Raw genomic sequence first — 13,884 nt, 5'->3', positions numbered from 1 at the left:
ATTTCCTCCAATCTGGAATGTAATGTGTTCGTTTTGAACCATTATAATCAATGGAGGAAGATTACGCCAGTGTTTTTTTCGTCATCTGCCCCATAATGTGCAGCATGGTCAGCGCTGCCAGCCGGCATCCTGTAGTGGCCGGGGTGTCATAAGAGGGTGCGGTTTCTACCATATCGAAGCCTATGACGTCTGTTTTGGCACAAATTCCGGACAGCAGTTCACAGGTCTCGTCATAAAGAAGGCCTCCGGGGGAAGGGGCTGCTGTGGCAGGCATGAGGGATAAGTCATATGCGTCAATATCAAAGGTGATAAAGGTTTTTCCTGAAGGAATCTGTTCCAGGACTTTTTCTGTGCCAAGACGATGGAACTCCTTTGCAGTGATCACAGTATTTGCGCTTCTGGCGTCTGCCCAGTCCCGGCGGGAGCTGCTGCCCAGACCTCGCATGCCGATTTGAACGATATTGCCAATATGGGACATTTCACTCATTCTGCGGACAGGGCTGCCGTTCCCGTATTTCTGAGGTCCCCTTGACATGGCAAAATCCAGATGGGCATCAAACTGGACAATATGGATAGTTTCCCCCAGTTCCTCCAGCGCCCTTGCCACAGGGATCGAGATGGAATGATCACCACCTATAATGGCAGGGGCTGCACCGCGTTTCAGTATTCTGCGCACACTTTCTTCTATAGAAGAGAAGCAGTATTCCCGGTCACCGTGGAGCATATCCGCATCACCGCAGTCAGCCACTCTGATGGGGGCAGCCAGGAGATAGGCATTCTCCTCAGGGTCATAGAATCCTGTTTCGCCCCTTGCATAGGCAGTGGAGATATTGCGGATCGCCCTGGGTGCCAGCCGCTGGCCTCCGTACCAGGCAGCTCCCTGGTCATAGGGGACACCGAGAACGGCGATATCAGCATCCAGAGTGTCAAGGTCAGTACAGATTGGATATTTGGCAAAGGAACAGATTCCTGTGATCGGTAAATTGATGTTTTCCATGATGAATACCTCCTGAGAGTGGTTTTTTGTTACTGTCTATATTCTAACAGCCATAAACCGAAAAGAACATGGAGGGAAAAAGGTATATGGAGTGTATGACTTTTATAATGAAAGAAATATTCCATATTTTCTTAAAATATTAAAACAGCCGCTTTGTCATAGGGAAAATAGATGGACAAGGTCCAGGGAAAGATTTATAATGGACAAAGTGAATTGGCAGTAACCGTTCAGATACCGGATTGCTGCAATCGGCAGGAGGCGGCAGAGACGTATGGACAGTACAGACAAAAAGATCCTGAATATTCTTCAGGGAAATGCCAGAATCTCCATGAAGGAGCTGGGAACTCTGGTGGGGCTCACTTCCCCGGCGGTGACGGAGAGAGTGCGGCGCCTGGAGGAAGAGGGGATCATTGAAGGATACAGGACCATCATCAAGAGAGGGAAGATACAGAAAGGCATGGCAGCGTTTATCAACATGGAGATACCCAGCAGCAGTTGGCAGAAATTGGCCAGATACTGCCAGGATTCCCCTTATGTCCTCGAACTGTATCACACCATTGGCGTTTACGGAGCCACCATGAAGGTGTTTGTGCCGGATACGGGGCAGTTTGAGGGACTTCTGGGAGAACTTGGCAAATTTGGCAATACTGTGTCATCTGTCATCCTTTCATCAAAATTCTCTAAGAAAGAATTGCCGGAATAAGTAATAATTTTTATGCAAATAACATAAAATTTTATGAGATTTTAGTGGAAAACACCGGAAAATTGTGATACTATTATTTATAGTGTAATTTTGCGTTGTAACGTACTGAAATCTTTAACAGGTGTTTTGCATGAGGAGGAGAAAACATGAAGTTACTTACATATAAACTTCAGGGTGACAATAAGGAGCGCCTGGGGATGATGTGTTCTTTTGCGTTTCATCGTTTTATTCCCATAGAAGATTTGGGGCTTCACTTCAGGGATATGAATGATCTGATTGAAAATATGACCAGGGAGCAGAGAGGGATTCTGGAGCATGCCTGTGAAAAGCCGAATAAAAGGCTTTTGTGTTATGAAGATGTTGTCCGGTGTGCACCCATTCCCCACCCAAAGCAGGATATCATATGCCTGGGCATGAATTTCATGGACCATGCGGTGGAATCAACCCGTTTTAAAAAAGAAGAGTTTAACCAGGACCGTCCTTACGCGGTGTATTTTTCAAAGCGGGTGAACGAGGCAACACCTGACGGCGGTACCATTCCTTCTTATCCGGGACTGGTGGACAGCCTGGATTATGAGGCGGAGCTGGCTGTCATAATCGGCAAAGAGGCAAAGAATGTAAAGAAGGAAGATGCATTTGACTATGTATTCGGTTATACCGTCATAAATGATGTAAGCGCCAGAAATGTACAGACCCGGCATAAACAGTGGTATTTTGGCAAGAGTTTGGATGGATTTACGCCCATGGGACCGTTTATTGTCACAGAGGATGATATTCCGAGGCCCCCTAAGCTGGCGATCAAAAGCAGAGTCAATGAGGTGCTGCGGCAGAACAGCAGTACAGATATGTTTATCTTTGATATCCCTCATGTGATCGCGGAACTGTCCGCCGGGATGACGTTGAAGCCAGGCACCATTATATCCATGGGAACACCTGCCGGTGTGGGAATGGGTATGATACCTCCAAGATTCCTGAATCCCGGGGATGTGGTGGAATGCGGTATTGAAGGCATTGGATGCATCAGGAACCCCATAGTGTGATCGTATTAATTTGCTATTTTACCAGATTAATGTAAAAAAATGAAAAAAACTATTGAAATATAAAAGGGAATATGATAATATTGCAGTGTTGTTTGAGAAACGGTGTAATAGTATCGTATTCCCATTTATGCCCAGATAGCTCAGTTGGTAGAGCAGAGGACTGAAAATCCTCGTGTCGCTGGTTCGATTCCGGCTCTGGGCATTTTTTTACACGGCGAATGTCTTTCGGTGGAAAACAAATATCTTCATAAGAAAGATAAGGCCGGTAAAGTATCCGCACAGCGGACTCTAAGGTTAATTATAAGAAAGGTGAGGATTGGAAAACATGTATTCATTAGAAGAGATTCAGGCAACAGATCCGGAAATAGCAAAGTGTATTAACGATGAGGTAGAGCGTCAGAACTCCCACATCGAGCTGATCGCATCAGAAAACTGGGTGAGCAAAGCGGTTATGGCTGCTATGGGAAGCCCGCTGACAAACAAATATGCGGAGGGATATCCGGGAAAACGCTACTACGGCGGCTGCGAATGCGTGGATGAGGTGGAGCGTCTCGCTGTGGAACGTGCAAAAGAACTGTTTGATTGTGAATATGTGAATGTACAGCCCCATTCCGGCGCACAGGCCAATATGGCAGTATTCTTTGCCATGCTGAAACCCGGCGACACGGTAATGGGTATGAATCTGGCCCACGGCGGACACCTTTCACACGGAAGCCCGGCAAACTTCTCCGGCGCATATTTCAACATTGTGCCTTACGGAGTAAATGATCAGGGTGTTATTGATTACGAGGAAGTACGCAAAATTGCACTGGAGTCCAAACCCAAGCTGATCGTAGCCGGTGCCAGCGCTTACTGCAGGGTTATTGACTTTAAAAAATTCAGGGAGATTGCCGATGAGGCAGGTGCTTACCTGATGGTAGATATTGCTCATATTGCCGGTCTGGTTGCTGCGGGCGTACATCCAAGTCCCATTCCGTACGCACATGTGACAACTACCACTACACATAAGACCCTGAGAGGCCCAAGAGGCGGTATGATCATGTGCAGTGCTGAGATCGCCAAGAAATTCAACTTTAACAAGGCTGTGTTCCCGGGAATCCAGGGCGGTCCGCTGATGCATGTGGTGGCTGCAAAAGCAGTCTGCTTAAAAGAGGCGCTGCAGCCTGAGTATAAAGAGTATCAGCAGAACATTGTAAAAAACGCCAAAGCGCTGTGTGACGGTCTTCTGAAACGCGGTATCAACATAGTATCCGGTACCACGGAGAACCACTTGATGCTGGTCGATTTAAGAGGTACGGGCGTTACCGGAAAAGCCATGGAGAACCTGCTGGATGAGGCAAACATCACCTGTAATAAAAATGCGATCCCCAATGACCCGGAATCCCCGTTTGTAACAAGCGGTGTGCGTCTGGGAACCGCAGCAGTGACATCCAGAGGGATGAACACAGAAGATATGGATAAGATTGCGGAGGCCATTGCTATCATGGTGAAAGAGCCTGAGAAGAAAGAGCAGGCAAAGGCGATCGTGAAGGAACTGACAGACAAATATCCGTTGAATGCGTAATTGATATAGAAAATAACTGCCGGGCAGGGAGGGGTTCCCTGTCCGGCAGTTATTTATGCCCTCTTTGCGGTTTAGCTGAATACTTCTCTGCTGTACTTCTCAATCTCCTCTGAGATCACATCGTAAACGCCGTCATATGTGCTTGTGGGAAGGCCGATGGACGCGTTGGGAATATAATAGTGCTTTCCGTTTTCATCGCAGGCCCTTTTAACTTCCCTGGCAATGACCTCTCTGGACCAGCCTTCAAAATCCACTTTTGCACTGTCAATGCCGCCCATGAAGGAAATCTGCCCGCCGTATTTTTGGATCAGCTCAGGCACATGATTGGTGGTCATGACACCCTGCCAGATATCTACACCCATGTCGATCATGTATGGCACGAAGGTGGCGGCATAGGAGTCAGAGTGATGAACGATCAGATCTACACCGTGTGATTTGTAATAGCCGTATATCTTTTTATAGCCGGGCAGGTAAAATTCTTCAAACATCTCAGGAGACATGAAGGTGGAGGTCTGGCTGCCCCAGTCATCGTGATGGAACAAACCGTCAGGCTTTAGATGGGTACAGATTTCCTCCGCCAGCCTAAGTTCAAATTCAGTGAGGTAGTCGATCAGTTCATGCATGGCTTCCGGCTCTTCATAGAGATTGATCAGAGTGGACTGGATCTCACCCAGGTGATGGCACTGCTCGAAGAGTCCGGGTGCTACAAATGCCATTGCATAATATTCGTTCCGGTCGGTCTCCTCCGCTTGTTTGATGAACGGCTCCCATTCTGCGTCGGTGAATTTGACACTGGGTGCATGCACGTAGTCTTTCCAGTGGGTGATGTCCTTGATCACCACTTTTTCCGGGGTGTGGACCGGAAATGCCCCCGGAGTGCCTGCCGGCCAGGAACGGGTGATCCCCCAGCCGTTTACCACATTCATTTCCCCGTATTTGGGATTGGGATTGTGAAGGCCCAGCGGGTTCTGGATGAGTTTGAAGGCCTCGTACTGGTTTACAAAACGGTCCGGCTCTCCGCCGGTTATAGTTTCCATTAAATTCTGTCTTTTGGTTAACATAAGTTTCCTCCTTTTTGTTTGCTTGTGTTATAGGCCCCGGCCTATAACAGGAAAGTATTGCTGCGGCCGCTGAAGCGCTCACCTTTATTGTCTGCGTTTTTCCAGTTCTGCGGAATATTGTTCCATCTTGGTCCTGGTAAGACGGAAGCCAAAGATCATGATCAGGGCACCAAGGCCCACTGCGATGGCGGGTATGACAGTGAATCCCATACTGATGCCTCTTTCAAGCTGGGGTGAGGTGATCCCTTGTTCTACAGTTTCCAGATTAAAGCCTGCAAATGCCAGACATGCGCTGATCAAAATACCGCGGCTGACCACGCCGATCTTCAGCGGGATATTGCTGAGTCCCATAATAAGTCCGGTAGCGTTCGTGCCGGTTTTGTATTCGCTGTAGATGGCACAGTCTGCATACAGGGCAGGCCCGCAGGCGTTGGTCATGGTACAGCAAAACTGTGCCAGGCTCACCATGAAAATGACCATCCAGGCATTCTGATAAAATAAAAAGCCCAGCACCAGTACAACCGTCATTGCCAGATAGGCATAGATCACGGTATTCCTGGCGGAGAATTTCTTGGCTGCTGCCTTTGACAAGTACGAGGCGATAACACCCAGAAGGCTGGAGATCAGAATAAAAGTGGCGGTGAGGCCGGGCCTGCGTGCCACATAGGTAAAATAATAGACAGCAATTCCGCTTGCCACAAAGCTGTATACATATTTGGCAAGGTCCGCTACGGTAAGGCCCAGAAGGTAAGGATTGGTGGTCAGGCATTTGATCAGCCCGTTTCCTTTTGACTGGTTCCCCTTTGCTTTCCGCTCCATCTGTTCCTTCTGCATTCTGGCACGTGCCTGGGCGCCGGTTTCCTCATAGCCTTCAAACATTTTAAAGTGGGCGAAATAACCTGCGGCCATCAGAGCGGCAAAGACAAAGGCTGTAGCGCCATAGGAGTTCTTTTCTCCTACCAGGCCGGCAAAAAGAGAAACCGCTGCAGGGCCTACATAGGAGTAGAAGACCCGTCCCAGTGACTGCCAGATGGCTCTTGATGAGGACAGTGCCATGCGGTCCTCCGGTGTTTTGGATGCCATGTTGATCATGGAAATGTTGGCGACAAACGGAATATTCCAGGCAAGATGGCTTGTTATGGTAGCGACGATGATCAGGATGGCCGCCGCTGTGCCGCTCCCCACACGGATAAACTGGAAGGCGTACAGAAAGGGCACAAGCCATGGAATGATCACCAGCCAGGAGCGGTAGCGCCCCCATTTCATAGGCTTGACTGTGTCCAGTATAACTCCGTAGATCCAGGATAACGCGGCATCCACCACACTTGCGATGGTTGTGATCATAGTTACGACCGGCAGCGTGAACTCGGCAATGTTTGTAAGAAAATATGTAAAATAATAAGTTTCAATATTGGTCATAAAAGAAAAACCAAAATCCCCCACGCCAAAAAATCTTTTTAGTGACTTGCTGATCCCATTACGTTTTTTGCTTTCCCTATCCCCCATATAGTCTCCTTTCTGCTGCCCGGGTCTGTGGGCATTGATCCAGTGTCTGCAATGATATCTATTCTGACTTTTGGGTTCACCTCCTATCTTATATATGCATATAAATACATTGCAATTGCTATATGTGGATTATATCACCTGTGAAAAATATCGTCAATATAATTCGTGGATATTTTGGGAATTGGGAATGCAAATGGAGGGGGGAGGAGCATTTTTTCAGATTTACAGAGAAAAGATGGGAATGAAAAACGCCATTCTGTCAAGCGGGAAAGATGCGTGACAGAATGGCGAACCGAATTTTGTTGTGTTGTGGGCTATTTGAGCCTTAATATCCTATGACTGCACCGGCAGCCAGAAGGAAGATACAGGCGCCCCATGCCAACAGCATAAAAGGCATGATAAATTTTATCCATTTGTTAAAAGGAACACGTCCATAAGACAGAAATGCAATAAGTGCGCCCATGGTAGGATAACATAAGTTGCTGAGGCCGTCTCCGAATTGGAATGCCAGGATAGTAAGCTGTTTGCTGAGGCCGGTAATCTCTGCAACCGGCATTAGTACCGGCATAGTGACCAGCGCCTGACTGCTTCCTGAGGGGATAAAGAAATTCAGAATGGTCTGAACTGCCAGCATTCCGATACTGGTAAGGCTTTCAGGAAGTCCCTTCAGCACACCGGACAGACCGTGTATTATGGTATCCAGAATCAATCCCTGCTGCATGACAACAGAAATCGCTCTTGCCATTCCGATAGCCATTGCCGCAATAAACACGGATTTTGCCCCATCTAAAAGTTCGTCTGCAATCTTTCCGCTCTTGTATCCTGCAATGATGCCGCATATGATACCGCATATGATATAGACGGCTGACATCTCGGGCATCCCCCATCCCCATTTAAGGCAGCCAATAACGATAAGAAGGATAGCAGCCAGAAATACCACGACCACCAACTTCCGGCGTCCGGTAAACGCAGCCTCTTCCTGGTCTCCTGCAAGGTCAGAATAGTCATGCCCGGCCATAAGCCCTTTTGATGGGTCTTTCCGTACCTTTTCAGCATAGCGGATAACGTAGAGTATACTGATGATGCCAAGTACAACCAGAGCTGCCATACGATAGGAAAAGCCGGAGAATAATTCCAACCCGCCGATAATCTGGGCGTTTCCAACAGTATAATAGTTTGCCGGGCCTGCTGACCATCCTACGATATCTGCAATGAATACGACGGATATCCCTGTTATTACATCGTATCCAAGTGCAAGGCATATGGGAATACAGACGGCAGCAAAAGGAATGGTGCCTTCCAGCATTGCAGGAAATCCTCCAATGAAAAGAAAGAAGATCATGATGCCGATCAGTACCAATTTACTGTGCTTTTCTCCGAGTTTTTTGGAAAGTGTCATAACTGCGGCTTTTAAAGCCCCTGTGCTGTTCACAAGACCGATTGCGGCACCGATTGTAAAAATCATGGTGATCAAAGCAGCTCCATCCTGGATCCCTTGGGGAATGGATTGAAATAATCCCATAAAACCTACGGGAGAAGACTCCACGTACTGAAAGCTGTCCGCATCCACAACCTGTTTTCCATCTACTTCCACTCTGTTGTACTGTCCCGCAGGAACCAGCCATGTGCAGATTACCATTAATACCAAAATGACAAACAGAATGACAAATGCATGTGGAAATTCATGTTTTTTTTTGTTCATTTGCGTTTCCTCCTTCTTCCTTGAGACACTTTAGTATAATACAGGAGTATAGCGGAAATTTGTCGAATTTTTGTTGAAAGTTGATTTCCCAGGGAGCAGCCGGCGCTGTAAGGCTGAACTCTTTCTTTGATTTAAAATGCTATTTTACAGTTATTTTGGCATGGACAATTAAATCTTCATCTTTGCGCACGATCCTCTGGGACGGTACTGAGAAGTTAGGCATTCCATCCTCATCCCAGAATATTTTTCCCACAGAAGCGTTGCGCCCCGCGTCGTAAAGGGGCTGGTAATCCGCCTCCGCCAGGTATCGTTCCTCCTGGCGTCCGTGGTAAATGATCAGGTCTTCCGTATCATCATCTGATTTGGTAAAGCTGTTATGCCCAAGTCCGAACTGTCCCGTTGCACGGCTGCTCTGGAACACAGGGTAGGGCAGCTTTTTCCAGGAGGCTGCGTCCAGAAGGTCTGCTGTTTCCTCTGCATAGAGAAGTCCCACACAGTACAGGGCGTCCGTGCCGCTGCCTGAGAAGGTCAGGAATATCTTATCCCCGTGTTTGATAACGCCTGGGCCTTCATCCACTGGGAAGCCATGGAGTTCCCAGGCGTATTCCGGGTGGGAGAGGCGGACTGCCGGGGTGCAGAGGGTCCAGGGATTGGAGAGCCGGGCAATGAAAATGTCGGACGTATTATTTGTTTTCTGGGCCCACAGAAAATAATGCTTTCCTTTATGCTCAAAATGTGTATGGTCCAGGGAAAAATCTGTAAATGCAATATCATCCTTGACTTCAGTGACAACAGGGCCTTTTAACTCCCAGGTTCCGCAAAGAGGATCACGGTCCCTGCACTCCAGGCAGTGAGGACGGATGCGCCAGGAGGATTCATCGGAGATGGTGGTGGTGTAGTAAATGTACCAGTTTCCCTCAATATAGTGGATCTCGGGCGCCCAGATATGGGGACTCAAAGTGCCGCCGGCTATGGGAGTGCGTTCATAAACCACTTTTTCCTCATAGGCGCCGGAACCGTCCGCCAGCCCGCCAAGGGTGGCGGAGCGGCGCAGTATGATGTAGAGATACTGGTATTTTCCTTCCAGGTTGTGTTCCATATCTGTGTAAGAGGCTGTGAAATAATACATGCCGTCTGTGTGCTTATAAATGAAAGGATCAGCTCGGTGATAAATAAAAGGATTAGGGTACACGGTTTCCTGCAGCCTACCCGCAACAAATACAGATGTGTGGCTGCCTGCAGCGTCTTCCGGTGCTTGCACATTCCAGTTCACAGCCCGTTCTTCCTGCATACCGTTGGTATATTCTACGGTGATTTTCTCAGGCAGGGATGGGGAACTGCCAGGCTTTACACATACATTGATATCTTCCACGGCATGAAGCAGTACAGGTTCGGGTTTGCCGTATACGGCCTGGAGTTCCTTCAGTACAGACAGGGGGATTTCCAGGCTTCCGTCAGGAAGAGGCGCATTTTTTATTTGGTAAGAAGCAGAAATCTCCCGGCCTGAACCAGTATAAGAGGCCCCTGTGTAATGAATAAAATCCTCTGTTCTTACAAGGTGCCGGCGGTCTGCGTCTTCTGCATCCCCGGCGGTTACAAGATAGCCGTGGTTCTCCAGCAGGTATAAGGCTGGGGAGATGATCCGTCCGGAGCCGAAATCGGGGAACCAGACACCATTGCCTCCATTTAACTGATACCAGTCTGACTTGTTGTAGCTGTATTCCAGATGCAGGCTGTCAGATTCCGGTGTGTTCCAATCCATTGTATAGGGGCGCAGCCAGGCGGTCTGCTGGCCTTCCCGGCACAGGCAGTCAGCGGTTGGAAGTATGTTCATTTGTTTCATATTTCAAAACTCCTCTCACGGCGGAAGCTTTTCTCCCGGTACTTTTTATGTATTGTAGCATATAGTAAAATAATTTACAAGAGAACAACATTAAGGTGGATCATACAAGTTTATTCTATAAAAAAATCAATAAAAACATAATAAAAGACTTGCAAATGCGCGTATATTACAATATAATTTTGATAAAGATATAATATTTTAGAAATTTGTAAAAAGGAGGGGATATTATTTGAAACGAAGACAGACAGTACGGGTATTCCGTCTGGGCGCCGGATGTGGTTTTTAATGAGAAGATGGAACAATATGTGATGTATTTTTGTACCAGCTCCACCTACAAGAAATCTTCGATCTGTTTTGCCACAGCAGATGAACCGGAAGGCGGAACATTGGGCCGTTTTTCCCTGGAAAAAGGAACTCCATATGTGACGGTTGAACTGAATGGTCGGAATTATGAAGGGGTGATGATCGAGATGAAAGAAGAGGCCGGAAACCGGACCATGTGTTTCACGGCGGCGGGAGACAACAACGAAACGATCTGGGGTGTACATTATTTTAAGCAGGAGGACAAATAAATGGCAAAGTTGTATGTAAATGAGAAAAAAGTACAGGGACATATCAATCCGGAGATTTACGGGCATTTCTCTGAACATCTGGGAAGATGTATCTATGAAGGACTTTATGTGGGAGAAGATTCGCCCATTCCCAATGTGAAAGGTATGAGAACGGATGTGGTGGAAGCGCTGAAAGAGATGAAAGTACCTGTGCTCCGCTGGCCGGGCGGCTGTTTTGCCGATGAATATCACTGGAAAGACGGAATCGGACCAAAAGAAAATAGAAAAAAAATGATCAACACCCACTGGGGAGGCGTAGTGGAAGACAACAGCTTCGGAACTCATGAGTTCTTTGAACTGTGCAGTCAGCTTGGCTGCAAGACCTATGTCAACGGCAATGTAGGCAGTGGGACGGTACAGGAAATGAGCGAGTGGGTGGAGTATATTACCTTTGACGGTGTTTCTCCCATGGCGGATCTGAGAAAAGAAAACGGGCATGAGAAACCGTGGAAAATTGACTATTTTGGTGTGGGTAATGAAAACTGGGGATGCGGTGGAAATATGACACCGGAGTATTATGGGAACCTGTACCGCAGATATCAGACCTATGTTCGCAGCTATAATAATGAAAATCCTATTCAGAAAGTATGCTGTGGAGCCAATGTAGCAGACTATTTCTGGACAGAAGGCGTATTAAACACCTGTTTTGCCCAGCCACAGCCTGGAAATCATAAGGATAAGGGCTTTATGGATATGCTGTCCCTTCATTACTATGTTCATCCCGAAGGCTGGGAAATCAAAGGAAGCGCCACGGACTTTGACGAGAAAATATGGTACAAGAGTCTGAATAAAGCGCTATATATGGAAGAGCTGATCAACCGCCACGGGGCAATTATGGACAAATATGACCCGGAGAAGAGGATTGGAATGGCAGTGGACGAGTGGGGCTGCTGGTTCAATGTTGAACCGGGCACCAATCCCGGATTCCTCTACCAGCAGAATACCATGCGGGATGCCCTGGTAGCAGGCCTGACTCTGGATATTTTTAATAAACACTGTGACAGGGTAAAAATGGCATGTCTGGCCCAGATTGTAAACGTGCTCCAGTCCGTGATCCTTACAGAAGGAGAAAAAATGCTCCTGACACCAACGTACCACGTATTCCACATGTACCGCACGCACCAGGACGCAGAATTGGTAGAGAGCTACATCGCAGACAACAAAACGGCTGAAGGTTCAGACGGAGAGTACGAAGTACCAAAACTTCACGAGTCTGTATCCATGGACAAAGACGGAATCCTGACTCTGACCCTGAACAACCTGTCAGTTACAGACAGTGAAAAAGTAGAAACCACATTCGCTGAACTCAACCCAACAGATGTTACAGCGGCCATCCTGACTCAGGATATGAATGCCCACAACACGTTCGAGAATCCTGATCATGTAAAAGAAGAGCCTTTTCACAAATTCACAGTAACAGAGAAAGGACTTTCCTTTACCATTCCGCCCTGCAGCATTGTTTCCTTTAGAATAAAGTAGTTATAACTTAAATTATAAAGAACCGTTCTGCCAGCTTTATTATAAAAAGCTGGCAGAACGGTTCCTTTTTTCTTATCTGCTGATCACAGCGGACATTCAGATTTTATCCTTCTATGGCGCTATACGAAATCTGTACATCAATATCCTGACTGTAATTTCCAAAATTTTTGCCGAAGATAGTCAGTCCACCCACATGCTTTGCATCTTTTTCTACTGCCAGCTTCAGCCGCAGCAGGCTTTGAGACGTGAGGTTGAAGCTGCGGATTCCCACATCAGAAATCTGTTTTCCATCTATGAAGGTTCCTTTGTCATTGATGACCAGGAACTTCAGCAGACCATATTGATTCAGGCTGGACAGCCACCAGGTAGGTGTGAAGGTGCCTGGAACATCTCCGAAATCTCCGGGAGATATCCAGGAACCGATCTTGACGTCATTCAGATAGAAAGAAATATCGGAGGGCCAGTTGGGATTAAAGCTGGGGGCTTCCGAGCAGATTTCCATAGAGATGGCAATTTGGTCAATTTTCTGTGCCGGCGGGATGAAATTGGGAATCATATACTCAACATATCCCTGCGTGAACCAGAGAATATCCGCCTCATAATGGTCCGGATGAGCGAAATAACGGACATCATCCATCTCCCCTATCATATTGGTGGCAGAGGCCAGGCCGCAGGTGGGAGTTACCTGGAAATCGGAGTAATGGCCCACTTTGACGGAAGCATTAAAGATGTTGGCATTTTCTGTCTGCGGTTCAAAGTCGATCAATATTTTATCCAGGAGCACCGAGCATTTTTTCTGGTTCCCATGGGATGCGGTTTCGTTTACGACAGAGATCAGACCTGCTTCTTCCAGCTTCCGGATATGGCTGGTGAGGGCACCGTTGGTGATTTTCAGGTGTTGAGCAAGCTCGTTCATGTTCATGCCATCGCTTTTAAGCAGAATCTTGATGATTTCAACTCTTATTTCAGAGCCAAGGGCTTTGAAAATATTCAGTCCTTCTTCTAGTGATTTAATGTGCAGCATTTGCGTTCCTCCAGTCTTGTGCGTAAAAATAAATAGATGTATCGACGACCATACAAGTTAAAAGAAAAAGGCCCTCTTTTTTACGGCTTTAAATTTTAGAATTATATAAAGTATTATATCCTTTAAATTAAAAAAGTCAATATAATATGAAACAACTAAGGGCTTTTCTAAAATGAATCTCGTATTTTGCGGAGATATTGTTTAGCAAAAGATAAAACATAAAGGGGGTATTAAAAAAAAATGTAAACTAATTTTGGCTTTACATAAATAAATATTGACAAAAATATAAAGGATATTATACAATGTGAACATAAACCGGTATAAAAACACAGAAAAATGTGCAATATGTACACT

At 46.8% G+C, this 13,884-nt stretch carries 11 protein-coding genes and 1 tRNA gene; 6 read left to right on the top strand and 6 right to left on the bottom strand.

What is annotated here, in order from left to right; genetic code table 11:
• Nucleotides 1–61 precede the first annotated feature (61 nt).
• Nucleotides 62–997 (bottom strand): agmatinase, encoded by a 936-nt coding sequence (locus tag A4V09_RS16580; protein WP_065543321.1) that lies wholly within the window; start codon nt 995–997, stop codon nt 62–64.
• Nucleotides 998–1,268: 271 nt separating this feature from the next.
• On the opposite strand from A4V09_RS16580, the gene A4V09_RS16575 reads away from it, so the two are divergent.
• The 4 genes from A4V09_RS16575 (at nt 1,269) to glyA (ending at nt 4,304) form a co-directional block, all read left to right on the top strand.
• Complete coding sequence (locus A4V09_RS16575) at nt 1,269–1,700, top strand: Lrp/AsnC family transcriptional regulator (RefSeq protein ID WP_065543320.1); 432 nt, start codon at nt 1,269–1,271, stop codon at nt 1,698–1,700.
• A 146-nt stretch (nt 1,701–1,846) separates the two neighbouring features.
• On the top strand, nt 1,847–2,740 hold the full coding sequence (locus tag A4V09_RS16570) for a fumarylacetoacetate hydrolase family protein (RefSeq protein ID WP_065543319.1): 894 nt from the start codon (nt 1,847–1,849) through the stop codon (nt 2,738–2,740).
• 129 nt (nt 2,741–2,869) lie between these two features.
• Nucleotides 2,870–2,942: transfer RNA gene (locus A4V09_RS16565), tRNA-Phe, on the top strand.
• A 123-nt stretch (nt 2,943–3,065) separates the two neighbouring features.
• On the top strand, nt 3,066–4,304 hold the full coding sequence (glyA, locus tag A4V09_RS16560; RefSeq protein ID WP_065543318.1) for a serine hydroxymethyltransferase: 1,239 nt from the start codon (nt 3,066–3,068) through the stop codon (nt 4,302–4,304).
• 71 nt (nt 4,305–4,375) lie between these two features.
• Here the strand turns inward: glyA and A4V09_RS16555 are convergent, their stop codons facing one another.
• From A4V09_RS16555 to A4V09_RS16540, 4 genes are all read right to left on the bottom strand, one after another.
• A complete protein-coding gene (locus A4V09_RS16555) occupies nt 4,376–5,365 on the bottom strand; it encodes a uroporphyrinogen decarboxylase family protein (protein WP_065543317.1) in 990 nt (329 codons plus the stop codon).
• 84 nt (nt 5,366–5,449) lie between these two features.
• Nucleotides 5,450–6,871, bottom strand: coding sequence for an MFS transporter (locus tag A4V09_RS16550; protein WP_065543316.1), 1,422 nt, complete (start codon nt 6,869–6,871; stop codon nt 5,450–5,452).
• 325 nt (nt 6,872–7,196) lie between these two features.
• Complete coding sequence (locus A4V09_RS16545) at nt 7,197–8,573, bottom strand: YfcC family protein (RefSeq protein ID WP_065543315.1); 1,377 nt, start codon at nt 8,571–8,573, stop codon at nt 7,197–7,199.
• 139 nt (nt 8,574–8,712) lie between these two features.
• The gene (locus A4V09_RS16540) at nt 8,713–10,416 is read right to left on the bottom strand and encodes a family 43 glycosylhydrolase (protein WP_065543314.1); all 1,704 of its coding nucleotides are present in this window, start codon (nt 10,414–10,416) and stop codon (nt 8,713–8,715) included.
• A gap of 275 nt (nt 10,417–10,691) precedes the next feature.
• On the opposite strand from A4V09_RS16540, the gene A4V09_RS16535 reads away from it, so the two are divergent.
• A complete protein-coding gene (locus A4V09_RS16535; RefSeq protein WP_157123514.1) occupies nt 10,692–10,988 on the top strand; it encodes a lipocalin-like domain-containing protein in 297 nt (98 codons plus the stop codon).
• Nucleotides 10,989–12,506, top strand: coding sequence for an alpha-N-arabinofuranosidase (locus A4V09_RS16530; RefSeq protein ID WP_065543312.1), 1,518 nt, complete (start codon nt 10,989–10,991; stop codon nt 12,504–12,506).
• A gap of 103 nt (nt 12,507–12,609) precedes the next feature.
• On the opposite strand, the gene A4V09_RS16525 is transcribed toward A4V09_RS16530, so the two are convergent.
• The gene (locus tag A4V09_RS16525; RefSeq protein WP_065543311.1) at nt 12,610–13,530 is read right to left on the bottom strand and encodes an ArsR/SmtB family transcription factor; all 921 of its coding nucleotides are present in this window, start codon (nt 13,528–13,530) and stop codon (nt 12,610–12,612) included.
• Nucleotides 13,531–13,884: the final 354 nt, after the last annotated feature.

The organism is Blautia pseudococcoides, from assembly GCF_001689125.2.
GTDB lineage: Bacteria > Bacillota > Clostridia > Lachnospirales > Lachnospiraceae > Blautia > Blautia pseudococcoides.
This window is presented reverse-complemented; position numbering and strand designations above follow the sequence as displayed.

What these genes read in the sequence shown, in the direction of transcription:
- A4V09_RS16570 (WP_065543319.1), top strand. Translation starts at nt 1,847, where the DNA reads ATGAAGTTACTTACATATAAACTTCAGGGTGACAATAAGGAGCGCCTG.
- A4V09_RS16575 (WP_065543320.1), top strand. Translation starts at nt 1,269, where the DNA reads ATGGACAGTACAGACAAAAAGATCCTGAATATTCTTCAGGGAAATGCC.
- A4V09_RS16555 (WP_065543317.1), bottom strand. Translation starts at nt 5,365, where the DNA reads ATGTTAACCAAAAGACAGAATTTAATGGAAACTATAACCGGCGGAGAG.
- A4V09_RS16580 (WP_065543321.1), bottom strand. Translation starts at nt 997, where the DNA reads ATGGAAAACATCAATTTACCGATCACAGGAATCTGTTCCTTTGCCAAA.
- A4V09_RS16530 (WP_065543312.1), top strand. Translation starts at nt 10,989, where the DNA reads ATGGCAAAGTTGTATGTAAATGAGAAAAAAGTACAGGGACATATCAAT.
- glyA (WP_065543318.1), top strand. Translation starts at nt 3,066, where the DNA reads ATGTATTCATTAGAAGAGATTCAGGCAACAGATCCGGAAATAGCAAAG.
- A4V09_RS16525 (WP_065543311.1), bottom strand. Translation starts at nt 13,530, where the DNA reads ATGCTGCACATTAAATCACTAGAAGAAGGACTGAATATTTTCAAAGCC.
- A4V09_RS16540 (WP_065543314.1), bottom strand. Translation starts at nt 10,416, where the DNA reads ATGAAACAAATGAACATACTTCCAACCGCTGACTGCCTGTGCCGGGAA.
- A4V09_RS16545 (WP_065543315.1), bottom strand. Translation starts at nt 8,573, where the DNA reads ATGAACAAAAAAAAACATGAATTTCCACATGCATTTGTCATTCTGTTT.
- A4V09_RS16550 (WP_065543316.1), bottom strand. Translation starts at nt 6,871, where the DNA reads ATGGGGGATAGGGAAAGCAAAAAACGTAATGGGATCAGCAAGTCACTA.